This is a genomic window from Corynebacterium xerosis NBRC 16721 = ATCC 373, assembly GCF_001552415.1.
GTDB lineage: Bacteria > Actinomycetota > Actinomycetes > Mycobacteriales > Mycobacteriaceae > Corynebacterium > Corynebacterium xerosis.
Map to the genome: position 1 here is coordinate 508,826 of NZ_BCRD01000001.1, position 23,512 is coordinate 532,337.

At 70.7% G+C, this 23,512-nt stretch carries 17 protein-coding genes; all 17 read left to right on the forward strand.

Annotated elements, in window-relative coordinates; genetic code table 11:
* Positions 1-211 precede the first annotated feature (211 nt).
* Positions 212-1,360: a 16S rRNA (cytosine(1402)-N(4))-methyltransferase RsmH gene (rsmH, locus tag CX1_RS02300; RefSeq protein ID WP_082719007.1), complete on the forward strand. Its 1,149-nt coding sequence runs from the start codon at positions 212-214 to the stop codon at positions 1,358-1,360.
* A gap of 130 nt (positions 1,361-1,490) precedes the next feature.
* Positions 1,491-2,231: a cell division protein FtsL gene (gene ftsL / locus CX1_RS02305; RefSeq protein WP_060925203.1), complete on the forward strand. Its 741-nt coding sequence runs from the start codon at positions 1,491-1,493 to the stop codon at positions 2,229-2,231.
* A gap of 225 nt (positions 2,232-2,456) precedes the next feature.
* Positions 2,457-4,328: a peptidoglycan D,D-transpeptidase FtsI family protein gene (locus CX1_RS02310; protein WP_046649713.1), complete on the forward strand. Its 1,872-nt coding sequence runs from the start codon at positions 2,457-2,459 to the stop codon at positions 4,326-4,328.
* Positions 4,329-4,426: 98 nt separating this feature from the next.
* Complete coding sequence (locus CX1_RS02315; RefSeq protein ID WP_082719009.1) at positions 4,427-6,070, forward strand: UDP-N-acetylmuramoyl-L-alanyl-D-glutamate--2,6-diaminopimelate ligase; 1,644 nt, start codon at positions 4,427-4,429, stop codon at positions 6,068-6,070.
* Complete coding sequence (locus CX1_RS02320; RefSeq protein WP_060925204.1) at positions 6,071-7,570, forward strand: UDP-N-acetylmuramoyl-tripeptide--D-alanyl-D-alanine ligase; 1,500 nt, start codon at positions 6,071-6,073, stop codon at positions 7,568-7,570. It begins immediately after the preceding gene.
* Positions 7,567-8,673, forward strand: a complete 1,107-nt coding sequence (gene mraY, locus CX1_RS02325; RefSeq protein WP_046649701.1) for a phospho-N-acetylmuramoyl-pentapeptide-transferase — start codon at positions 7,567-7,569, stop codon at positions 8,671-8,673. Before CX1_RS02320 ends, mraY begins: the two co-directional genes overlap by 4 nt.
* A complete protein-coding gene (gene murD / locus CX1_RS02330) occupies positions 8,670-10,145 on the forward strand; it encodes a UDP-N-acetylmuramoyl-L-alanine--D-glutamate ligase (RefSeq protein WP_060925205.1) in 1,476 nt (491 codons plus the stop codon). Before mraY ends, murD begins: the two co-directional genes overlap by 4 nt.
* Positions 10,142-11,773 (forward strand): putative lipid II flippase FtsW, encoded by a 1,632-nt coding sequence (gene ftsW, locus CX1_RS02335; RefSeq protein ID WP_082719010.1) that lies wholly within the window; start codon positions 10,142-10,144, stop codon positions 11,771-11,773. Before murD ends, ftsW begins: the two co-directional genes overlap by 4 nt.
* On the forward strand, positions 11,770-12,927 hold the full coding sequence (locus CX1_RS02340) for a UDP-N-acetylglucosamine--N-acetylmuramyl-(pentapeptide) pyrophosphoryl-undecaprenol N-acetylglucosamine transferase (RefSeq protein WP_046650475.1): 1,158 nt from the start codon (positions 11,770-11,772) through the stop codon (positions 12,925-12,927). The genes ftsW and CX1_RS02340 overlap by 4 nt, the downstream gene beginning before the upstream one ends.
* Positions 12,928-13,022: 95 nt before the next feature.
* Positions 13,023-14,486 (forward strand): UDP-N-acetylmuramate--L-alanine ligase, encoded by a 1,464-nt coding sequence (gene murC / locus CX1_RS02345; RefSeq protein ID WP_060925206.1) that lies wholly within the window; start codon positions 13,023-13,025, stop codon positions 14,484-14,486.
* Entirely contained in the window at positions 14,486-15,190 is a 705-nt protein-coding gene (locus CX1_RS02350) for a cell division protein FtsQ/DivIB (RefSeq protein ID WP_046650476.1), read from the forward strand. Before murC ends, CX1_RS02350 begins: the two co-directional genes overlap by 1 nt.
* Before the next feature lie 129 nt (positions 15,191-15,319).
* Positions 15,320-16,606, forward strand: coding sequence for a cell division protein FtsZ (ftsZ, locus tag CX1_RS02355; protein WP_046650483.1), 1,287 nt, complete (start codon positions 15,320-15,322; stop codon positions 16,604-16,606).
* Positions 16,607-16,618: 12 nt separating this feature from the next.
* Positions 16,619-17,362, forward strand: coding sequence for a peptidoglycan editing factor PgeF (gene pgeF / locus CX1_RS02360; protein WP_046650477.1), 744 nt, complete (start codon positions 16,619-16,621; stop codon positions 17,360-17,362).
* Positions 17,363-17,487: 125 nt separating this feature from the next.
* A complete protein-coding gene (locus tag CX1_RS02365) occupies positions 17,488-18,036 on the forward strand; it encodes a cell division protein SepF (protein WP_046650484.1) in 549 nt (182 codons plus the stop codon).
* 10 nt (positions 18,037-18,046) lie between these two features.
* Entirely contained in the window at positions 18,047-18,337 is a 291-nt protein-coding gene (locus CX1_RS02370) for a YggT family protein (protein ID WP_046650478.1), read from the forward strand.
* A gap of 485 nt (positions 18,338-18,822) precedes the next feature.
* The gene (locus CX1_RS02375; protein WP_060925207.1) at positions 18,823-19,902 is read left to right on the forward strand and encodes a DivIVA domain-containing protein; all 1,080 of its coding nucleotides are present in this window, start codon (positions 18,823-18,825) and stop codon (positions 19,900-19,902) included.
* A 380-nt stretch (positions 19,903-20,282) separates the two neighbouring features.
* On the forward strand, positions 20,283-23,480 hold the full coding sequence (ileS, locus tag CX1_RS02380) for an isoleucine--tRNA ligase (RefSeq protein WP_046650480.1): 3,198 nt from the start codon (positions 20,283-20,285) through the stop codon (positions 23,478-23,480).
* The last annotated feature ends 32 nt before the right edge of the window (positions 23,481-23,512 follow it).

A 23,512-nucleotide genomic window follows, 5' to 3' on the forward strand; every position in this document is an offset into this window, starting at 1 on the left:
CGGGACGGGAGCGTCCGCAAGGACTCTGTCCGAACCGACCCTGGTGTACTTCCCCGATACCAGGTTCGGGTCGGGCAGGGCCCTGTGCACGCACCCCGCGATCGAATGAAGCGAGGAAAACCAGGCCAAGCGAGAACGTCCGGAGGGAGTGCCGATGACCGATGTCAACGATGTGACTGGAGTGGTCGACGGTGCTGAAGTTGCATCCGGAATGAGCGCCTCGGCTGCCGCGAGCAGTTCGGCGGCCAACGCCGCGAACAGCTCGGCGGCCAACGCCGCGAGCGATTCCGCAGCCGCCCCCGGCGACCGGAAATCCGGCGAGCACGGTCACGTGCCCGTCCTCCTCGATCGCGTCACCGCCCTCCTCGAACCCGGCATCACCGCCGTTGGCTCGCCCGACGGAACCGGCGCCGTCGTCGTCGACGGCACCCTCGGCGCCGGCGGACACGCCGAGCATCTGCTGGAGACCTTCCCCGGGCTGCACCTCATCGGCCTCGACCGCGACGCCGCGGCTCTGACCTCGGCCCGCAAGCGCCTGGCGCGTTTCGGCGACCGCTTCGTCGGGGTCCAGACCCGTTTCGACGGCCTCGCGGACGTCATCGGCATCGACGGCGCCGTGGCGGTGCCCGGCTTCGATCCCGACGACACCGCCAACCTCGATCCGCAGGCGCCCGCCATCGCGCTGGCCCGTGACGTCGGCGTCGCCGGCGCGCTGTTCGACCTCGGCGTGTCGTCGATGCAGCTGGACCAGGTGGACCGCGGTTTCGCCTACCGGGTCGACGCGCCGCTGGACATGCGGATGGACCCCACCACGGGCCCGACCGCGGCGGACGTGCTCAACGGCTACTCGCACGGCGATCTCGCCCGGATCCTGTCGACGTACGGGGACGAGCGTTTCGCGGGCCGCATCGCCACCGCGGTGCTGCGCGAGCGCGAGAAGGAGCCGTTCACCACGTCGGGTCGTCTCGTGGAGTTGCTTTACGACGCCATCCCGGCCGCATCACGGCGCACCGGAGGACACCCCGCGAAGCGCACGTTCCAGGCGCTGCGCGTGGAGGTCAACCGGGAGCTGGAGGCGCTGGAGAACGTCCTGCCCATGACCTGCGAGGGCCTCGCGGTCGGGGGCCGGACGGTCTACATGAGCTACCAGAGCCTCGAGGATCGCCTGGTCAAGCGCGAGTTCGCGGAGCGCGTGAAGTCGACGACGCCCGCGGGCCTGCCGATGGAACTGCCGGGCCACGAGCCGAAGTTCCGGTTGATCACCCGCGGGGCCGTGAAAGCGGACGCGCGGGAGATAGAGGACAACCCTCGCGCCGCGCCGGTTCGCGTCAGATGCATCGAACGCACCCGGACCGATTGACCGGGAGCGCCGCAGTGACCGCCGAACGGACCACAACCGAATAACCCACTCACCTCAGCACCACAGCACCACCCACCGAAACACCGACCACCACGACCCGCCGCTCACGGCGATGACCACGGGAGTAGCCATGGCAGCCACCATCACGGACGACGCCCCCGCCCGCACGATCGGGCGCGGCTCCGTCGCGTCGCCCGCGGCGCCCGCACCCGCCCGGCGGGGCAAGGGGCGGCGTTCCACCTACCGCGGCCGCACCGGTTCGCGGCAGATCGTCTCGCTCCGCGGCCGCCGTCTTACCAACACGACCGCCGACAAGTCGACGGTGCGGTTCGCCGTCGGCTCGATCATCGTGGTGGTCCTGGGCATCATGCTGGCGATGGGCCTGTCGGGCCTGTCGACCTCCCAGACGTTCCAGCTCAGCGAGGCCCGCCAGGAGGAACAGCGCCTCCGCGACGGCATCTCCGTCCTCGAGCGCGACGTCGAGTTCCAGCGCTCCACCGCCGAGATCGCCCGCCGCGCCGCCGAGGCCGGCATGCTCAACGTCGAGCAGCCGGCCATCCTGGTCGTCGGCGAAGACGACGCCGTCCACGAGGTCCGTCCCGGTGATCCGGCCCATCAGCGCATCGTCGACATCAACGGCGCCGCGGTCCGCCCCGACGCCCCGACGTCGGATCCCGCGGAAACCGACCGGGTGCCGGGCATGCAGGCCCCGGCCATTCAGGAAGGCAGCCCGGTGGCCCCGCAGCTGCCCGCCCAGGCCCCGTACGCCCCCAACTCGGCCCGACCGCCGGCCGCCCCCGCGCCGGCGCCCGCCCCGGCTCCCGCCGAGGACGTCAATCCCGGGGGCGCACCCGCCCCGGCTGTAGACTGACGCCCGCATGCGAGCACGGCACGCCGCCGCGCTCCGTCGACCGAGAAGGCACCAGGCATGATCCGTTCCTCTGACGACCACGGCGATTCCGGACAGTTCCGGGATCGCCGGGGTCGTCGTATCCCGGTCGAATCGGGGACCCGCCCGACGCCGCGCCGCAACCGCGCGCTGGCGTCGTCGGAACGCGTCGATTCCTCGGGCTCGGAGTTCCACCGCCGGCGCAAGATGCTCCAGGGCATCGGAGCGATCATCGTGGTCGTGCTCATCGCCCGGCTCGGCTGGGTCCAGCTCGTGGCCGGCCCCGATCTGGCGGCCCGCGCCCAGAGCCAGCGCACCATCGAGGTCGTCGACCCGGCCCGCCGCGGCGCGATCACCGACCGTGACGGCGCGTCCCTGGCGTTCACGCTGGAGGCCCGCAGCCTCACCGCGCACCCGTCGAGCCTGCGCGCGCACCTGGAGGAAGCCCACCAGCTGTGGCCCGACAAGTATCCGACCTACGAAGAGCGTCTGAAGGACATCGCCGAAGCGCTGCCGACGATGCTCGACATGCCCGATCTGGACGCCGAAAAGGAGCGCGACGGCCGCCGTCGTCAAGCGGAGGAGAAGCCGGAGGAAGAAGGCATCCGCGAAACCCCCGGCGGAATCAGCTCCACGGAGATCCTGGACAAGCTCCGCGACGAGGAGAGCACCTACGAGGTGTTGGTGCGCAACGTCGATCCCGACAAGGCCGCCGCCGTCGTCGAACGGTTCCCCGAGCTCGTCTCCGAGCGCCAGGACATCCGCCAGTACCCGAATGGGGCGGTCGGGGCGAACGTCATCGGCAAGATCGGCATGGACGGCGTCGGCCAGTTTGGCTTCGAGGCCTCCCGCGACGCGACGCTGCAGGGCGTCAACGGCGGGCGCACCGTCGACATCGCCGCCAACGGCATCGCCATCCCCGGCTCCACCCGCGACCAGCACCCGCCGATCGACGGCACCGACTACGAGCTGACCATCGACGCGGACATGCAGTACTTCGTGCAGCAGCAGGTCCAGCAGGCGAAGGACAACTCCGGGGCGAAGGAAGCCTCCGCCGTCGTGCTCGACGCCAAGACCGGCGAGATCCTGGCCATGGCGCAGTCCGACACCGCCAACCCGAACCGCGACATCGGCCGCGAGGTCGAGGACGGCCGCAACATCGGCAACACCCCGGTGTCGACGCCGTTCGAGCCGGGGTCCGTGGCGAAGATCATCACCGCCGCCGGCGCGATCGAAGACGGCGTGACCACGCCCGACGAGGTCATCACCGTGCCCGGCTCGATCCACATGTCCGACGTCACCGTCGCCGACGCGTGGCAGCACGGCCCCGAGCCGTTCACCACGACGGGCATCTTCGGCAAGTCGTCGAACGTGGGCACCCTCATGCTCGCCGACCGCCTGGGCCCGGACCGCTTCGCCGAGCTGCTGCACGACTTCGGCATGGGCCAGTCCACCGGAGTGGAACTGCCCGGCGAGTCGGCGGGCCTGGTGCCGCAGCGGCCGCAGTGGTCCGGCGGCACCTTCGCCAACCTGCCCATCGGCCAGGGCATGGCCATGTCGCTGCTGCAGATGACCGGCATCTACCAGACCATCGCCAACGACGGCGTGCGCATCCCGCCGCGGATCATCAAGTCCACCACCACGCCCGACGGCACCGTCGTGCCCGCCGAACGCCCGGACTCGGTCGAGGTGGTCAGCCCGGAGACCGCGCGCACCGTGCGCGACATGTTCCAGTCCGTGCTGCAGTCCGACCCCACCGGCCGCCAGTCCGGCACCGCCGCCGGCGACGGCATCGAGGGCTACCAGCTCACGGGCAAGACCGGCACCGCCCAGAAGGTGGACCCGGACACCGGCCGGTACTCGAACTCGAAGTACCACATCACCTTCGCCGGAATCGCCCCGGCGGACGACCCGCGTTTCGTCATCGGCATCATGCTCGACGAGCCCGTCCGCGGCGTCCACGGCCAGGGCGGACAGTCCGCGGGGCCGCTGTTCAGCGACATCGCGGCATGGGCCCTCAACCGCTACAACGTGCCGCCGGCGCCCCGCGAAGAGGGGACGCTGTTGCTGCAGCCGTAACCGGGGCGCCCGGCCCACCCGGCCGGGACCGCCCGACAGTCCCGCGCGAGACCCGCGCACGACAATCGCCATCACCCGCCGAACGCCCAAGGAGCATCATGACCGTCACTCTCGGACACCTCGCCGACATGATCGGCGGTACCGTGCTGCCAGCAGAATCCGGCGGCCCGGCCGATCCTCCGATCGCCGCCGTCGAGCTCAACGCGGCCGAGACCCCGGAGGGCGGCCTGTTCGCCGCGCTGCCCGGCACCCGCGTGCACGGGGCGACGTACGCCCACCAGTCGCCGGCCGCCGCGATCCTCACCGACGCCGACGGCCTGGCCATCCTGCGCGAGTCCGGTGAGCTGGACCGCCCGGTGCTGCTGGTCGACGACGTCCGCGCGGTGCTCGGCACCGTGTCCGCCGAGGTCCACGGCCGCCCGTCGGAAAAGCTGACCGTCATCGGCGTCACCGGCACCTCGGGCAAGACCACCACCACGTATCTGCTCGAGGCGGCGCTGCTGGCCTCCGGCAAGCGCACGGGGCTGATCGGCACCACGGGCACCCGCATCAACGGCCGCACGGTCCCGAGTCACCTGACCACGCCGGAGGCGCCGGCTTTGCAGAGGCTTTTCGACGAGATGGTGTCCGACGGGGTCACCCACGTGGTGATGGAGGTGTCCTCGCACGCGCTGTCGCTCGGCCGCGTGGACGGCGTGTCCTTCGACGTGACGTGCTTCCTCAACCTGTCGCAGGACCACCTGGATTTCCACGACGGCCTGGAGGACTACTTCAACGCCAAGGCGGCGCTGTTCCGGCCGGATTCGCCGCTGCACGCCGCCCGCGTGGTGTCGTGCGTCGACGACTCCTGGGGCCGCCGCATGGCGGAGATCGCCGAGGCGCCGGGCGTGGTCGTGGACACCGTGGGCACCCCGCATGCGGAGGACGCGAAGATCGCCGACGACGGTTCCCGCATCGCGCCGGCCGCCACGTGGCGGGCCGGCGGGATCTCCGTCGCCGACAATGGCGTCCAGCACGTGACCTTGACCGGGCACGGAAAGTCCGTCGCTCTCGAGGTGCCGCTGCCCGGGGCCTTCAACATCGCCAACGCCTCGGTGGCCTGGGCCGCCCTGGCCGCGCTCGGGGTCGACGGCCCCGACGCCGTGGCGGGCATCGCCGGCGTCGCCGTGCCCGGCCGCATGGAGCGCATCGACGAGGGCCAGGACTTCCTCGCAGTCGTCGACTACGCGCACAAACCCGCCGCCGTCGGCGAGGTGCTGCGCACGCTGCGCGCCCAGACCGTCGGCCGCGTCATCGCCGTCATCGGCGCCGGCGGCGACCGCGATTCCTCCAAGCGCCCGCTCATGGGCGCGGAGGCCGCCCGCGTCGCCGACGTCGTCATCGTCACCGACGACAACCCGCGCACCGAAGATCCCCGGTTGATCCGCGAGGCCGTCACGCAGGGCGCGGTGGAGGCCGCGGCCAAGCGGGCCGCTGCGGTGGGCATCGACCCGATCCGCGTGGAGAACATCGGCGATCGCGCCGAGGCCATCGACGTGGCCATCGGCCTCGCCGGCGCCGGCGACGCGGTCGTGGTCGCGGGCAAGGGGCACGAGACGGGCCAGGAGATCAACGGCGTCCAGCACCATTTCGATGACCGCGAGCAGGTCCGCGCGGCGCTGCGCCGCCGTGCCGGCGCAGCTCCGGGCACGTCCGGGGCTTCCGCGGCGACCACGTCGACCGAGGGAGAGGGCGAGGACTAGATGATCCAGCGCACTGCAGGGGAGATCGCCGCCATCGTCGGCGGCGAGCTCCACGACGCCGACGCCGACGCGGTGGTGACCGGCCCGGTCGAGTTCGACTCCCGGCGGGTGACCCCGGGGTCGGTGTTCCTCGCGTTGCCCGGGGCCCGGGCCGACGGCCACGATTTCGCCGCCGGCGCCGCAGTCGACGGAGCCGCGCTGGTCCTGGCGGCGCGGCCGGTGGGGGTGCCCGCCGTCGTCGTCAAGCCACTGGGCGCCCAAGAATCCAACGCCGACGCCTTCGCGCACGACCCGGACGGCTCCGGGGCCGCGGTGCTGGAGGCGGTGGGCAAGCTGGCCCGCCGCGACGTCGACGAGCTGGCCGCCGACGGCCTGGTGGTCGTGGGAGTGACCGGTTCGGCGGGAAAAACCTCCGTCAAGGACATGATGGCCACGATCCTGCGCACCGACGGCGAGACCGTCGCGCCGAAGGGGTCGTTCAACAACGAGATCGGCCATCCGTACACCGTGCTGCGCTGCACGCGCGACACCCGTTACCTGGTCGCCGAGATGAGCGCCCGCGGCGTCGGGCACGTCGCCCACCTGGCGCGCATCGCGCCGCCGAAGATCGGTGCCGTGCTCAACGTCGGCACCGCCCACCTCGGCGAGTTCGGCTCCCGCGAAACCATCGCTCAGGCCAAGGGCGAGCTGGTCGAGGCGCTTCCCGACGCCGCAGACGGGGGAGTGGCCGTGCTCAACGCCGACGACCCGCTCGTGGTCGGCATGGCGCCGCGGACCCGCGCGAAGGTCGTCACCTTCGGCGTCGCCTCCGGTGCCGCCGACTATCGCGCCACCGACGTCTCGGTCGACGATCTGGCCCGCGCATCCTTCACCCTGCACTGCCCGGACGGTTCCGCGCACCGCGTCGAACTGGAGGTCCACGGCGCCCACCAGGTGCCCAACGCCCTGGCCGCCGCGGCCGTCGGCGTGGAAGCGGGGCTCGCGCCCGCCGACGTCGCAGCCGCCCTGTCCACCCACGTCGCCGCTTCGGAGCGGCGCATGGAAATGCGCACCCGCGGCGACGGCGTCACGGTCATCAACGACTCCTACAACGCCAACCCCGACTCCATGCGCGCCGGCGTCGACGCGCTGGTGCTCGCCGCCGGCGCCCGCGACGGCGCGACCTCCTGGGCCGTGCTGGGGCAGATGGGCGAACTCGGCGACGCCGCCGTCGACGAACACTCGGCGCTGGCCGGGTACCTGGCCGACCACGGGGTCGACCGTCTGGTCGCAGTGGGCGACAGCGCCAACGTGCGTGCCCTGGCGGACGCCGCCGAGTCCATGGGGTTAAATACCGTACGTGCGCCGGAGACCGGCGGGGCGGCGGAAGCCGTTGCCGCGGAGATCCGGCCCGGTGATGTTGCACTGGTCAAGGCGTCCTACGCCGACGGCCTGTGGCGCGTCGCGGACGCTCTCGTTCCGGTGGCGCAGCAGAATTCGACCGAGAGGCGAGATAAGTGACTCAACTCATCTACAGCGGGGCCTTCGCGTTCATCGTGTCGGTCTTCCTGACCCCGGTGCTGATCCGCCGCTTCTCCGCGGAGGGCATCGGGCAGGAGATCCGCGAGGAGGGGCCGAAGAGCCACCTGCGCAAGCGCGGCACCCCGACGATGGGCGGCATCGCCATCATCGCCGGCATCCTCGCCGGATATTTCGGGTCGCATGCGATCGGGATGATCCAGACCGGTTCGGGTCCCTCCGCGTCGGGCCTGTTGGTCCTCTTCCTCACCCTGTCGATGGGCGCGCTCGGTTTCGCCGACGACTTCATCAAGCTGTACAAGGGCCGCAACCTGGGCCTGAACAAGACGGCGAAGCTGGTGGGCCAGCTGGCCGCCGCGCTGATCTTCGGCGTGCTGCTGCTGCAATTCCCGGACGCCTCCGGCATCACGCCGGGCTCGACGAGCCTGTCCTTCGCCCGCGACATCACCACGTGGAACCTCGCCCCGGGCCCGGTGTGGCTGGGCATGATCGTGTTCCTGGTGTTCGTGTTCATCGTCATCGCGGCGTGGTCGAACGCGGTCAACCTCACCGACGGCCTCGACGGCCTGGCCGCGGGCGCGGTGGCGCTGCTGCTGGGCACGTACACGGCCATCGCCTTCTGGCAGTTCCGCAATTCCTGCGACGTTGCCATCGGCGCCGGCTGCTACGACGTGCGCGATCCGCTGGACGTGGGCATCCTCACCGCGGCGGGCCTGGGCGCGTGCCTGGGCTTCCTGTGGTGGAATGCGGCGCCGGCCAAGATCTTCATGGGCGACACCGGTTCGCTGGCGCTGGGCGGCCTCATCGCGGGCCTGTCCTTCGTCACCAAGACCGAGCTGCTGATGGTCATCATCGGCTTCATCTTCGTGCTCGAGGTCGCGTCGGTGGCCATCCAGATCGCGGCGTTCCAGACGACGGGCAAGCGCCCGTTCCGAATGGCGCCGATCCACCATCACTTCGAGGCGAAGGGCTGGGCCGAAACGGCCGTGGTCATCCGCTTCTGGCTGTTGGCCGGCATCTTCAACATGCTGGGTTCCGCAATCTTCTATTCCGACTGGCTGATGCAATCGGGGGTCATGCGATGACGCGCTCGGACACGTCCGTCGATCTCGTCGCCCTGGTTCGCTCGGGCGCGGTGCTGGTCACCGGCGCGGGCGTGTCCGGGGAGGGCGCGATCAAGCTGCTTTCGGATCTCGGCTGCCCCGAGATCCACCTCGTCGACGATTCCGCCGAGCGCGGCCGCGCCATGGCGGACGCGCACGGGGTCACGTGGTGCACTTCCGATGCGGCGCGGGGTTTGCTTTCCGACGCCGCCGCGGTGGTCACGTCACCGGGTTGGCGACCGGACACGCCGTTGCTGGTCGATGCCGCCGACGCCGGCGTCCCGGTGGTCGGCGACGTCGCGGTGGCCTACGCGGGCGACCGGGCCGGCGCGTGGGGTGCCCCGCGCACCTGGCTGGTGGTCACCGGCACCAACGGCAAGACCACGACCACGGCGATGCTCGCCGCCATGCTCGGCGACCGCGGCACCGCCGTGGGCAACATCGGGGTGGCGCTGCACGACGCGCTCACCGCGGACCCGCGCGTGGAGGTGCTCGCCGCCGAGCTGTCGAGTTTCCAGCTGCATTGGGCGCCCGATCTGCGTCCCGACGCCGGCGCGCTGCTCAATCTCGCCGAGGACCACATCGACTGGCACGGCTCCTACGACGCCTACGGCGCCGACAAGGCGATCGCCTTGACCGGCGGCGTGGCCGTCTACGGCCTCGACGATGCCGACGTGGTCGGCCAGGTCGACGCGCTGGCCGCCGCAGGGCGTCTGGCTCCAGCTGCCGTCGGGTTCACCATCGGGGAACCGGCGGACGGGCAGATCGGCGTCCGCGACGGCCGCATCCTCGACCGCGCCTTCGGCGACCGGTCCCGGGACGTGCCGCACGAGGACTCCGGCCTCGGCGGCGTGGACATCGCCGCCGTCGACGGCATTTCGCCGCCGGGCCCGGCCGGCGTGCTCGATGCGCTGGCGGCCACCGCGCTGGCCCGTTCCGCCGGCGTCCGCGCCGAGGACATCGCGGAAGCGCTGCGCGGCTTCACGGTCAGCGCGCACCGCGGGCAGGTCGTCCACTCGGCCGGCGGCGTCGATTGGATCGACGATTCGAAGGCCACCAACCCCCACGCGGCCGACGCCGCCCTGCGCGGCCACGAGTCGGTGGTGTGGGTCGCCGGCGGCCAGCTCAAGGGAGCAGACGTCGGTCAGCTGATCTCCGACCACGCCCACCGGATGCGCGCCGCCGTGGTCCTGGGCGTCGACGGACAGGTCATCGCCGAGGCATTGGCCGACGCCGTGCCCGGCCTGCCGGTGACGGTGATCGGGGAGACCGATCCCGCCACGGCGATGGCGCAGGCGTGTTCGGCCGCCGCCGGTGCGGCGCAGCCCGGTGACGTGGTGCTGCTGGCGCCCGCCGCCGCGAGCCTGGACATGTTCACCGGCATGGCCCAGCGCGGCGATTTCTTCGCCGACGGCGCCCGGGCGGCCACCGCGACCGGGGACGAAACGTCATGACCCGGCCATCGGAACGCGAACGCGGCGCCGGCAAGGGCGCCGATCGGGGCGCGGGCAGGGGCGGTGCGCGGAACGACGCGCGCGGCTCCGAGATGCGCGCGCAGCTGCGGGACTGGATCTCGCGCCCGTTGTTCGACTACCACGTGCTGCTGGCGATCACGGCGCTGTTGACGGGCATCGGCCTGGTCATGGTGCTGTCGTCGTCGATGGCGCAGTCGGGCACCGAGGGCAGCGTGTGGAGCGTCTTCATCCGCCAGGCCGTCATGGTCGCGGCCGGTTTGTTCATGTTTTGGGCGGTCAGCCGCGTGCGGGTGGAGACCATCCGCAAGCTCGCGCCCGTGGGGCTTTTGGTCGCCTTCGTGATGCTGGTGCTGGTGCTCATCCCGGGCATCGGCATCGGCCTGGAGGAGACCGGCGCGCAGTCGTGGATCTACGTCGGCGGCGTTTCCATTCAGCCGTCGGAGGTCGCGAAGGTCGCGCTGGCGGTGTGGGGCGCGAAGTTCCTGGCCGAGCGCCTGCGCACGGCCACCGACGTCAAGCAGATCTTCATCCCGTTCGGCGCGATCTCGACGCTGATCCTGGGCCTGGTGTTCTTCCAGCGCGACCTGGGCATGGTGGCGTCGATGGGCTTCGTCGTCCTGGCGCTGATGTGGTTCGCGGGCATCCCGCGCTTCATCGTCGGCGGCATCGTGGCCGTCGGCGTCGCGGTCGTCGGCATCGCCACCCTGACCACGGGTTTCCGCTCGGCCCGCATTTCGGTGTACTTCAACACCCTGTTCGGTCGTTTCGAGGACACGCAGGGCCCGGCGTACCAGTCCTACCAGGGCATTCTTTCGCTTGCCGACGGGTCGATGACGGGAGTGGGACTCGGTCAGTCCCGTGCGAAGTGGTTCTATCTGCCGGAGGCGAAGAACGACTTCATTTTCGCGATCATCGGCGAAGAGGCCGGCTTTCTCGGCGCGGTCATCGTCGTGCTGCTCTACGGTGCGCTGGGCTGGGTCGGGCTGCGCGTGGCCCAGCGCCAGGCGGACCCCTTCCTGCGCCTGATGGCCGGGACGATCACCACGGCCACCGTGGTCCAGGCGTTCATCAACATCGGCTACGTCGTCGGCGTGCTGCCGGTGACGGGCCTGCAGCTGCCGCTGATCTCCGCGGGCGGCACCTCGGCGATCGTGACCCTGCTGTCGATGGGCCTGTTGGCCACGTGCGCCCGGCATGAGCCGGAGTCCGTCTCCGCGATGCAGACGTCCGGCCGCCCGGCCATCGACCGCATCCTCGGCCTGCCCGAGCCACTGCCGTACGACCCCTCCCGCAGGGATGCGCGCGTCCCCGCCGGCAACCGCGAGACCCGGCGCTTCGGCCCGCCCGTCACGGGCGCCGATGACGTCGTCGGCGACCGTGGGGAGCGCCGCGCGGGCCGTCGTGAAGCACGGCCCGGAACCCGGCCGACCCGGACGGGCATCGGCGACCGGTCCGATGCGCGGGCCCGACGCGACGACAGGGGAGGCCGCGCGGGCGGTTCCTCCCGGGGCGTCGCGGAGCGGTACCGTGAATCCGAACGAGGGGATCGCCGTCCCCGCGGCCGCGGCACCCGCCGGCCGGGCGGCCCCGACAGGAGGAACCGGTGACCGAAGCCACCCCGCAGGGCCGTGATTTCACCCGGCCCGACGGCTCCCCGTTGTCGATCGTCGTCGCCGGCGGCGGCACGGCCGGGCACATCGAGCCCGCATTGGCCGTCGCCGACGCGATCTGCGAGATCGCCCCGGACACCCGGATCACCGCCCTCGGCACCAATCGCGGCCTGGAGACCACCCTGGTCCCGGCCCGGGGCTACGACCTGCGGCTGATCCCGCCGGTGCCGGTGCCCCGCAAGCCCAGCGGCGATCTGCTCAAGCTGCCGTTGCGCGTCGCCGGCGCGGTGGCCGAGGCCCGGAAGATCTTCGAAGACGTCGGCGCGGACGCGGTCATCGGCTTCGGCGGCTACGTCTCCGCTCCCGCCTACCTGGCCTGTCGCCGGGGGCGCCGCATTCCCTTCCTGGTGCACGAGGCCAACGCGCGCGCCGGCATGGCCAACAAGCTGGGCGTGAAGCTCGGCGGCGAGGGCCTGGCCGCGGTCGCCGGCTCCGGGATGCCCGGCGACGTCGTCGGCATCCCCGTGCGCCGCGCACTGTCGCAGCTGGATCGGGAGGCACTGCGCGCCGAGGCTCGCGAGTTCTTCGGCCTGCCGGCGGAGGGGCCGGTCCTCTTCGTCACCGGCGGTTCGCAGGGCGCGCGGAGCATCAACGAGGCCACCTCCGGCGCGGCCGAGCAGTTCGCCGCCGCCGGGATCTCGGTGCTCCACGCCCACGGCAAGAAGAACACGGTGACGCTGCCGGAGGGCGCCGGCGCAGATGCCGAGCACCCCTACGTCGCCGTGCCCTACGTCGACCGCATGGACCTGGCGTATTCGGCGGCGGACCTGATCCTGTGCCGTTCCGGCGCGATGAGCGTCGCCGAGATTTCCGCCGTGGGCCTGCCGGCGGTCTACGTCCCGCTGCCGCACGGCAACGGCGAGCAGGCGCTCAACGCCACGGACATCGTCGAAGCCGGCGGCGGCCTGCTCATCGCGGATGCCTCGCTGACCCCGGCGTCGATCCGCGACACCGTCATCCCGTTGCTTTCCGACGCCGACCGGCTGGCCGAGATGGCCCGCGCCACCGCGGCGTCGGGGCACCGGGACGCTGCGGACCTGATCGCGCGCCGCGTGCTCGCGGCCGCGATGTCCGGGCACGGCCGCGGATGACGGCCGCCGGCGCCGATCCCCGTAGCGTTTTCCCGTTCCTTCTTTACCGGTCCTTTCCTTCCCGTCCGCTTCCTTTCCCTTGAGGTGACCACCAGATGAGCGATTCCACCATCACCGGAGATTCCCGCACCCCGGGCGCCCTGCCCGCCAGCGTGCACATGATCGGCATCGGCGGCGCCGGCATGTCGGGCGTCGCCCGCCTGTTGCTCGCCCGCGGGGTGACCGTGTCCGGTTCGGACATGAAGGACTCCCGCGCCGTGGTCGGCCTGCGCGCGATGGGCGCCACCGTCGCCATCGGCCATGACGCCGCGAACCTCGATGCGTCGGGAAGCCTGCCGGAGGCCGTCGTCGTGTCCTTCGCCGCGATCCCGGAAACCAACCCGGAGCTCGCCCGCGCCAAGGAACTGGGCATCTCGGTGCTGAAGCGCTCCGACGTGCTGGGCATGTTGCTGGAGGGCAACCGCGCCCTGCTCATCGCGGGCACGCACGGGAAGACGTCGACCACCTCGATGAGCGTCGCGGCGCTGCAGGCGGCGGGCATGGACCCGTCGTTCGCCGTCGGCGGCCTGATGTCGAAGGCGGGCGTCAACGCCCACCACGGCACCGGCGACGTCTTCGTGGCCGAGGCCGACGAATCCGACGCCTCGCTGCTGACCTACTCGCCGCAGGTCGCGGTGGTGACCAACATCGAGCCGGATCACCTCGACTTCTACGGCACGGCCGACAAGTACTACGCGGTGTTCGACGCCTTCGCCGGGCGCATCGTCGACGGTGGTGCGCTGGTGGTCTGCGCCGAGGACGAGCACGCCGCCGCGCTGGGCGAGCGCGCCGCGGCCGCGGGCATCCGCGTGCTCGGGTACGGGGGACCGGAGGCGCTCGAGGCGCACCCGGCGCTGGAAGCCGGCGGCGTCCTCCACGGGTGGACCGCCCATGGCGGCGGCGCGCGCGTCGAAGCCACGATTCTCGGCGACCGGATCACCTTCGAGCTTCGCCAGCCGGGCCGCCACATGGCGCTCAACGCCCTGGCCTCCCTGGTCGGCGGACGGCTCGTCGACGCCGACCTCGTCCGGATGGCCCGCGGCCTCAGCGAGTTCAGCGGCGTGCGCCGGCGCTTCGACTACCACGGCCGCATCGACGGTGGCGACTTCGACGGCGCCCGCGTCTACGACGACTACGCGCATCACCCGACCGAGGTCCGCGCGGTGCTCGGGGCGGCCCGCGAACTGGTCGACGAGGCCGGGACCGGCAACGTCGTCGCGGTGTTCCAGCCGCACCTGTATTCGCGCACCAAGGCCTTCTCCGTCGAATTCGCCGAGGCGCTGTCCCTGGCCGACCGGGTCATCGTCCTCGACGTGTTCGGCGCCCGCGAGGAGCCGGAGCCCGGCGTCGACGGTGCGCTGATCGCCCGCGACGTCACGGTGCCGACCATTTTCGAGCCGCACTTCACCAGCACGCCGGGCAGGGTCCGCGAGGTCGCCGGCCCCAACGACGTCATTCTGACCATCGGCGCCGGCAGCGTGACCATGCTCGCCGACGAGATCCTGCGGGAGCTGGGCTGATGCGCGCCTCCGGCGGCGCCAAGCGCGCCGGAATCGTCGTTCTCGCGCTGGCCGTCCTCGCGGCGATCACCTGGGCGGTGCTGTGGTTCACGCCCGTGGCCACGGTCGACGAGGTCCGCGTGGAAGGCGTCGTCAACGGCGACGCCGCCGCCATGTCCGAGGCCACCGGCATCGCCACCGGCGAGAAGCTGGCGCGGGTCGACACCGATGCCGCGGCCCGGGCCGTGGCCGCGCAGCCGTGGGTGGAGAAGGTGACCGTGGACCGTTCCTGGCCATCGGCGATCACCGTGGAAGTCGTCGAGCATGCCCCGGTGCTGCACATCCGCGCCACCGACGGCGAGCACCTTTTCAATGCGAACGGCGTCGAGTTCCTGGTCGCGCCGCCGCCGCCCGGCAGCGTCGAAATGGTGCGCGTGCCGCGGGTGGAAAATCCCGCGCCCGGGAAGCTCGATCCCGACCCCGCCACCGTGCGGGCGGTGCTCGACGTGCTGGGCGCGCTGCCGGAACGCGTCCGGGGCGAGGTCGCCCGCGTCGACGCCCCGGGCCCCACGGAAATCTCCCTCAACCTGCACGACGGCCGGGAGATCTACTTCGGTTCGTCCGATCGCGCCTCGGAGAAGGGCCGTGCCGCCGAGATCGTCATGGATCGCGAGGGACAGCGCTGGAACGTGTCCAATCCGGTGGCGCCCTCAGTGCGAAACTAGCCTTCAACCTTTACTTGAGGGTGCCGACACGCCGGGCGTTCGGTGGCGGCCCTCCGCCATTCCATGAACGATGATGGGGCGGACAACAAAAGCCGGGAACGCAATCAAAGGAAGGGCGAGCAGAACCACATGACCTCCCCGAATAACTACCTCGCCGTGATCAAGGTCGTCGGAGTCGGCGGCGGCGGCGTCAACGCCGTCAACCGCATGATCGAGGAGGGTCTGAAGGGCGTCGAGTTCATCGCCGTCAACACGGACTCGCAGGCCCTGATGTTCACCGACGCCGACGTGAAGCTCGACATCGGCCGCGAGGCCACGCGCGGACTGGGCGCCGGCGCGAACCCCGAGGTCGGACGCACTTCCGCGGAAGACCACAAGGACGAGATCGAGGAGACCCTCAAGGGCGCCGACATGGTCTTCGTCACCGCCGGCGAAGGCGGCGGCACCGGCACCGGCGCCGCCCCGGTCGTCGCGTCCATCGCGAAGAAGGCCGGTGCGCTGACCGTCGGCGTCGTCACCAAGCCGTTCTCCTTCGAGGGCAAGCGCCGCACGAAGCAGGCGATGGAGGGCATCGAGCAGCTCAAGGAAGCCTGCGACACGCTCATCGTCATCCCGAACGATCGGCTGCTGCAGATCGGCGAAGAGAACATCGGCATGATGGAGGCGTTCCGCGCCGCCGACGAGGTCCTGTTCAACGGCGTCCAGGGCATCACCGACCTGATCACCACGCCGGGCATGATCAACGTCGACTTCGCCGACGTCCGCTCCGTCATGGCCTCGGCCGGTTCCGCGCTGATGGGCATCGGCTCGGCCCGCGGCGAGAACCGCGCGCAGAAGGCGGCCGAGATGGCCATCAATTCGCCGCTGCTGGAGACCACCATGGAGGGCGCCACCGGCGTGCTGCTGTCCTTCGCGGGCGGCTCCGACATCGGCCTGATGGAGGTCAACCAGGCCGCCTCGCTGGTCGAGCAGCAGGCCGACGACGACGCCAACATCATCTTCGGCACGATCATCGACGACAACCTCGGCGACGAGGTCCGCGTCACGGTCATCGCCACCGGCTTCGAGGATCGCGCCCGCAAGGTTCCGGTCACCCCGGCGCAGCCCGCCCCGCAGGCCGCCACCGAATCCGCCCTGCCCGGCGGCGACCACCTCGGACGTTCCCGCGAGGACGACCGCGACCGCGACGCCGCCCGCGATGCCGAGCCGGCCCGCGACCGCGACGCCGACCGCGGCTCGGAGTTCATCCCGCGCGACAACGTCCGCTCCGGCGGCCTGTTCACCGGCGGTTCCCGCGAGATCCGCCGCGAGGACGATTACCGCGGCGAGCACCGCCGCGACGGCCGGCGCGACGATCGCCGCGATGACCGCCGCGCCCCCAAGGACGACGGCCTCGACCTCCCGGGCTGGGCCTAGGCCGGGCGACCGATGACCGGCATCTCCTCTCCGAGGAGCGGAACCCGCCGCGTGCGCAAGGTGTTGACCACCCGCCGCGGCGGGTTTTCCGCGTCCCCGTACGACTCCTTCAATCTCGGCGACCACGTCGGCGACGACCCGGCCGCCGTGGCCGCCAACCGTCGCCGCCTGGCCGAGGGCATGGGCCTCGACCCGTCTCGCTTCGTGTGGATGGAGCAGATCCATTCCAATACGGTCACCGTCGTCGACGGCCCCGTCGACGGTCCCGTGCCGGCCACCGATGCCACGGTCACCACGGTGCCCGGTTTGGCGCTGACGGTCCTGGTCGCCGATTGCGTCCCGGTTCTGCTTTCCGACGACGACGCCGGCGTGATCGCCGCGGTGCACGCCGGCCGCATCGGCGCCCGCAACGGCATCGTCGCCCGCACGGTGGCGGCGATGGTCGAGCTCGGCGCCGATCCCGCCAACACCCATGCCCTGCTGGGCGCCGCGGCGGGCGGCGATTCCTACGAAGTCCCCGAAGCGATGGCGGCGGACGTCGAAAAGCACCTGCCCGGGTCCCGGACCGTGACGCGCAAGGGCACCCCGGGCATCGACGTCCGGGCGGGGCTGATGCGCCAGCTGCACGGGCTGGGCGTGACCAACATGAACGCCGAACCGCGCTGCACCATCTCGGAACCGGAGTACTTTTCGTACCGGCGCGAGGGCAAAACCGGTCGTCAGGCCGGTGTCGTGGTGCTTCTCGGCGACGACTGAGGCGCCGTCGGAAAAACGACGGCACCGCATGTCGGGGCCGGGCGTGTCGGCCCGGCGAACACGGCCCCTCCGGGTACGTTTGTGGACAGCACCGCACCATGAACCACGACATGCAAAGGATGGACATGTCCAACATCTCCAGGAAGTTCTCCGATTTCTTCGGCCTGACGCCGGCCCACGATTCCGACTTCGAGGACGACGGTTACGAGCGCGATTCCTACCGCGACTACCGTCCCTCCGCCGGTTACTCCGACGAGTACGAGGACGACTTCGACCGCGGCCGCGAGCCCGGTTACTCCCGCGAGGCGGGCGTGCGCCGTTACGAGCGCGACGACCGCGCGGACCGCGACGAGCGCACCGACTCCTACGACCGCCCGCACCTGCGCCCGCTTGATCGCCCGGTCACCCCGTCGGTGCACCACATCACGCCGAAGACGGAGTTCCTGGACAAGTACTCCGAGGCCCGCGAGATCGGCGAGAACTTCCGCGACGGCGACATCGTCGTGTTCGACCTGGTCGACCTGGAGCCCGGCGAGCGCAAGCGTTACCTGGACTTCGTCGCCGGCCTGGCGTTCGCGCTGCGCGGCCGCATCGAGGCCGACGGCACCCGTTTCACGCTGCTGCCGGAGGGCGTGGAGCTGTCGGATACCGACCGCGACCGCCTGTCCGTCTAAGCTCTAGGCCGTGCAGACTTTCCTCGGCATCCTTCTCATCCTCGTCCAGCTGTTCACGTACCTGCTGTTGGCGCGGATCGTCATCGAGATGATCCAGTCGTTTTCCCGTTCGTGGCAGCCGGGCCGGGCGTTTTCGGTGGTCGGAGAGATCATCTTCACCATCACGGATCCGCCGGTGAAGCTGCTGCGCAGGGTCATCCCGCCCATGCCCATGGGCGGCGTGCAGCTCGATGTGTCGGTGCTCGTCCTGTTCTTCATCCTGATGATCCTCCGTGCGGTGCTGGCGGGATTCGCGTTCTGATCCCGCTCGCCGGCGGGCCACCCGAGGTGGTGGCCCGCCGGTTTTCGCGTTTCCGGGGCGGTGCGGGGGCACGTTCGGCGTGCCCGGAGGAGCGTCCGGGGGAGCGTCCGGGGGGTGTCCGTTTCGGTGTAAACCGTTCCGAAAGCGAGTGAATCACCTTCAATTCCGCGGACCCTGCATTCGAGTCGGCGGTTGACCGGGAAGAGGGCAAAGTCCCAGGTTGAGCGGGAGGTTTAGGGTTTGGGGCGCGAGTTGAAGTCACCGACTCGCGGGTTTCCTGGGGTTTTGGGGCCACGCTTGACGTGTGTTGCAGGTGTTAAGTCGGTAGTATGGACCGGGAAGAAACAAGTATCGTCAAACGAGGATCGTGAACTCCCGCCCATTCAACGGTGGGAGTCCGGGTCCGACGTGCGGGTTCCCGGCCAGACAAGGCGGGCGGCGCCCGTGAAATTACAGCGTCCACAAATTTTGAAGGGGAACTCTCCATGCCGCTGACTCCAGCTGATGTGCACAACGTCGCGTTCAGCAAGCCGCCGATTGGCAAGCGCGGCTACAACGAGGACGAGGTCGACCAGTTCCTCGACCTCGTCGAGGACGCGCTGGGCGAGCTCCAGGACGAGAACGCCGACCTGCGCCTGCGGGTCGAGGATCTCGAGCGCGATCTGGAGGTCGCGCGCTCCGGCGCCGCCGCCCCGGTCGCCGCGGCTTCCGATTCCGCTCCGGCGTCCGACGTCGACGAGGATGCGCTGCGCGCCTCCATCGAGGCCGAGCTCCGCGAGGATTACGAGCGCCGCCTGGACGAGGAGTCCTCGCGACTTCGCGCCGAGGCCGAGGACCGCGTCCGCGACGCCGAGGATCGCGCCGCCGAGGCCGAGGCCCGTGCCGAGGCCGCTTCCCGCGAGCCCCGCACCGACGCCGACGCTCAGCCGCAGGGCCTGGTCTCCGCGCCGGCCCAGTCCGGCGAGTCCGCTACGGCCGACACCCACATGCAGGCCGCCCGCGTCCTGGGCCTGGCCCAGGAGATGGCCGACCGCCTGACCTCCGACGCCAAGCGCGAGTCCGACGAGATGCTGTCGCTGGCCCGCTCCAACGCGGAGTCCACCGTCGCCGACGCCGACTCCCGCTCCGAGGAGACCCTGGCCAACGCCCGCCGCGAGGCCGACGAGACCCTGGCCAACGCCCGCCGCGAGGCCGACGAGACCCTCGCCGACGCCCGCCAGCGCAGCGAGCAGATGCTCTCCGAGGCGAAGACGGAGTCCGAGACCACGCTCAACGACGCCCGCCAGCGCAGCGAGCAGATGATCTCCGACGCCGACGCCCGCTCCACGGCGACCATCACCACCGCCCAGGAGAAGGCCGCCGAGCTGCAGGCCGACGCCGAGCGCAAGCACACCGAGATCATGACCACGGTCAAGGAGCAGCAGCAGGCCCTCGAGGCCCGCATCGAGGAGCTGCACATCTTCGAGCGCGAGTACCGCACCCGCCTGAAGACGTTCCTCGAGTCTCAGCTGGAGGACCTCAACTCCCGCGAGTCCGCCGCCCCGGCCGACGGCTACAACAACTAGGCACGGTGCACCGGCTCCGCGCCGGCACGTCGTAACGCCAACCTGGCCGCAGGCGCCCGCCCCCGTTTCCCTCCGCGCGAGGGAATGGGGACGGGCGCTTCGCCGTTGCAGGGGGCGGAGACTATACTGTCCCAACGTATGCACGCGCAGTGATCCGGCAATCACCGGGGAGCGTTTCCGGAAGAACGGCCGCCATGCCCCAGGGCGCGGCGGCCCAGTAGAACCGGACGGGTCGGGCCCGCACAGCCCGGACGATGAGCGGATCGCGGAACCTTCCACCGGAGGGCCCGTGGTCAAGCGGGGTGGTACCGCGCCGACCGGCGTCCCCGTGGCACTTTCCCCGGCTGTGACCGGGGGCCAGTCGACCATGGAGGACCCACGTGAACAAGCCCACCCCCGCAGGCGGCGCCTACCCGCGCACCGACCAGTTCGGTGACGTCTCCGGCAGCCCCAGCTTCCCGGCCCTGGAGGATCGCGTCCTCGATTTCTGGGCCGCCGACGGAACTTTCCAGGCGTCGATCGACCAGCGCGACGGCGACGAGGAGTACGTCTTCTACGACGGCCCGCCGTTCGCCAACGGCCTGCCGCACTACGGGCACCTGCTGACCGGCTACGTCAAGGACATCGTGCCGCGCTACCAGACCATGCGCGGCAAGCAGGTCAACCGCGTCTTCGGCTGGGACTGCCACGGCCTGCCCGCGGAGCTGGAGGCCGAGAAGCAGCTGGGCATCACCGACAAGGGCCAGATCGAGGACATGGGCCTGGCCAAGTTCAACGAGTACTGCGCCACCTCCGTGCTGGAGTACACCAACGAGTGGCAGGAGTACGTCACCCGCCAGGCGCGCTGGGTCGACTTCGACAACGGCTACAAGACCATGGACCCCGACTTCATGGAGTCGGTCATGTGGGCGTTCAAGGAGCTCTACGACAAGGGCCTGATCTACCAGGGCTTCCGCGTCCTGCCGTACTCGTGGGCCGAGCACACGTCGCTGTCGAACCATGAGACGCGCCTGGACGACTCGTACAAGATGCGCCAGGACCCGACGCTGACGGTGACGTTCCCGGTCACCGGCGCGGTGGCCGGTTCCGCCGGCGAGGCGACGCTGGCCGCGCACCCGGAGCTTTCCGACGCCGCCGCCTTGGCCTGGACGACGACCCCGTGGACCCTGCCGTCGAACCTGGCGCTGGCCGTGCACCCGGACGTGGAGTACTCGCTGGTTCGGGTCGGTGAGAAGGGGCTGGCCGAATTCGTTGGCCGCACCTTCCTGCTGGCGTCGAACCTGGTGGCCGGCTTCGCCAAGGAGCTGGGCAAGGACCGCGAGATCGTGGCCACCTACACCGGCGCGCAGCTGGAGGGTCTGACGTACCAGCCGATCTTCGACTTCTTCGCCGACAACCCGAATTCGTTCCAGATCCTCGTGGCCGACTACGTCACCACCGAGGACGGCACCGGCATCGTCCACCAGGCTCCGGCTTTCGGCGAGGACGACATGAACACGTGCCAGAAGTACGGCATCGAGTTGGTCATCCCGGTGGACATGGACGGCAAGTTCACGTCCCTGACCCCGCCGTACGAGGGCCAGCTGGTCTTCGACGCGAACAAGGACATCATCCGCGACCTCAAGGCCGCCGCCCGCGTGGTGCGCCACCAGACCATCGAGCACTCCTACCCGCACTCGTGGCGTTCGGGTGAGCCGCTGATCTACATGGCGCTGCCGTCGTGGTTCGTCGCCGTGACCAAGTTCCGCGACCGCATGGTCGAGCTCAACCGCGAGCAGATCGAGTGGATGCCGGAGCACATGCGCGACGGCCAGTTCGGCAAGTGGCTCGAGGGCGCGCGCGATTGGAACATCTCGCGCTCGCGCTACTGGGGGTCGCCGATCCCGGTGTGGGTGTCGGACAACGACGAGTACCCGCGCGTGGACGTCTACGGTTCGATGGAAGAGCTGGAGCGCGATTTCGGGCAGCGGCCGAAGTCGCTGCACCGCCCCGACATCGACGAGCTGGTGCGCCCGAACCCGGATGACCCGACGGGCAAGTCCATGATGCGCCGCGTGCCGGAGGTCCTGGACTGCTGGTTCGAGTCCGGCTCCATGCCGTTCGCGCAGAAGCACTACCCGTTCGAGAACAAGGAGTGGTTCGACACCCACTCGCCGGCGGACTTCATCGTCGAGTACTCGGGGCAGACCCGCGGCTGGTTCTACACCCTGCACGTGCTGTCGACGGCGCTGTTCGACCGCCCGGCGTTCAAGAAGGTCGTCGCCCACGGCATCGTGCTGGGCAACGACGGGCTGAAGATGTCCAAGTCGAAGGGCAACTACCCGAACGTCAACGAGGTCTTCGACCGCGACGGCTCCGACGCCATGCGCTGGTTCCTCATGTCCTCGCCGATCCTGCGCGGCGGCAACCTGGTGGTCACCGAGCAGGGCATCCGCGACGGCGTGCGCCAGGCGCTGCTGCCGATGTGGAACGCGTATTCGTTCCTGCAGCTCTACGCCTCCAAGCCGGCGCAGCGTGCGACGGATTCGACCAATGTGCTGGACCGCTACATCCTGGCGAAGCTCGCGGAGACGGTGAAGGCCACCACGGCGAAGCTCGACGACACGGACATCGCCGGTGCGACCGACGAGATCCGCTGGTTCTGCGACGCGCTGACCAACTGGTACGTGCGCCGTTCGCGCGATCGGTTCTGGGCGGGCGACGAGGCGCATCCGGAGGCCTTCAACACCCTGTACACGGTGCTGGAGACGCTGACGCGCCTGGCGGCGCCGATGCTGCCGATGGCGTCGGAGGTCATCTGGAAGTCCCTGACCGGCGGCCGGTCGGTGCACCTCGCCCCGTGGCCGACCGTGGACGAGCTTTCCGACGACGACGCGCTCGTGGCGGCGATGGACGACGTCCGTGCGGTGTGCTCCGCCTCGTCGCGCGTGCGCAAGGCGCATCAGCTGCGCAACCGCCTGCCGCTGCCGAAGCTGACGGTGGCCATCCCGGATGCCGACGCCCTGGAACAGTTCAAGGACATCATCCGCGACGAGGTCAACGTCGACGACGTGGAGCTGACCGAGGACGTCGCGTCCGTCGGACGCTTCGAGGTCGCCGTCAACGCCCGCGCGGCCGGCCCGCGCCTGGGCAAGGACGTGCAGACGGTGATCAAGGCGGTGAAGTCCGGCGATTACGAGGTCGTCGACGGCCGCGTCGTCGCCGGCGGCATCGCCCTGGAGGACGGCGAGTACACCCGCCGCCTGGTGGCAGAGAACGCCGAGTCCACCGCCGAGGTCGACGGCGTCGACGGTCTGGTCGTGCTGGACATGGAGGTCACCGAAGACCTGGAGGCCCGCGGTTGGGCCGCCGACCGCATCCGCGGCCTGCAGGACGCCCGCAAGGCCTCCGGCCTGGAGATAACCGACCGCGTGTCGGTGACCATGAACGTCCCGGCCGCCCGCGCCGAGTGGGCGCAGCGCCACAAGGACCTCATCGCCGGAGAGGTGCTGGCGACGTCCTTCGAGGTCGTCGTCGATGGCGGCGCCCTGGCCCATGACTTGGGCGACGGCTGCACCGCCGACGTCGCCAAGGCCTGATCCGTTCCATCCACAACCCGCGATTGATCCAC

Excerpts from the sequence above, each read along its gene's own strand:
- ftsW (WP_082719010.1), top strand. The coding sequence starts at position 10,142 with ATGACCCGGCCATCGGAACGCGAACGCGGCGCCGGCAAGGGCGCCGAT.
- CX1_RS02365 (WP_046650484.1), top strand. The coding sequence starts at position 17,488 with ATGTCCAACATCTCCAGGAAGTTCTCCGATTTCTTCGGCCTGACGCCG.
- CX1_RS02375 (WP_060925207.1), top strand. The coding sequence starts at position 18,823 with ATGCCGCTGACTCCAGCTGATGTGCACAACGTCGCGTTCAGCAAGCCG.
- CX1_RS02350 (WP_046650476.1), top strand. The coding sequence starts at position 14,486 with ATGCGCGCCTCCGGCGGCGCCAAGCGCGCCGGAATCGTCGTTCTCGCG.
- ftsZ (WP_046650483.1), top strand. The coding sequence starts at position 15,320 with ATGACCTCCCCGAATAACTACCTCGCCGTGATCAAGGTCGTCGGAGTC.
- CX1_RS02320 (WP_060925204.1), top strand. The coding sequence starts at position 6,071 with ATGATCCAGCGCACTGCAGGGGAGATCGCCGCCATCGTCGGCGGCGAG.
- CX1_RS02315 (WP_082719009.1), top strand. The coding sequence starts at position 4,427 with ATGACCGTCACTCTCGGACACCTCGCCGACATGATCGGCGGTACCGTG.
- murD (WP_060925205.1), top strand. The coding sequence starts at position 8,670 with ATGACGCGCTCGGACACGTCCGTCGATCTCGTCGCCCTGGTTCGCTCG.
- murC (WP_060925206.1), top strand. The coding sequence starts at position 13,023 with ATGAGCGATTCCACCATCACCGGAGATTCCCGCACCCCGGGCGCCCTG.
- ftsL (WP_060925203.1), top strand. The coding sequence starts at position 1,491 with ATGGCAGCCACCATCACGGACGACGCCCCCGCCCGCACGATCGGGCGC.
- pgeF (WP_046650477.1), top strand. The coding sequence starts at position 16,619 with ATGACCGGCATCTCCTCTCCGAGGAGCGGAACCCGCCGCGTGCGCAAG.
- CX1_RS02310 (WP_046649713.1), top strand. The coding sequence starts at position 2,457 with ATGCTCCAGGGCATCGGAGCGATCATCGTGGTCGTGCTCATCGCCCGG.
- rsmH (WP_082719007.1), top strand. The coding sequence starts at position 212 with ATGAGCGCCTCGGCTGCCGCGAGCAGTTCGGCGGCCAACGCCGCGAAC.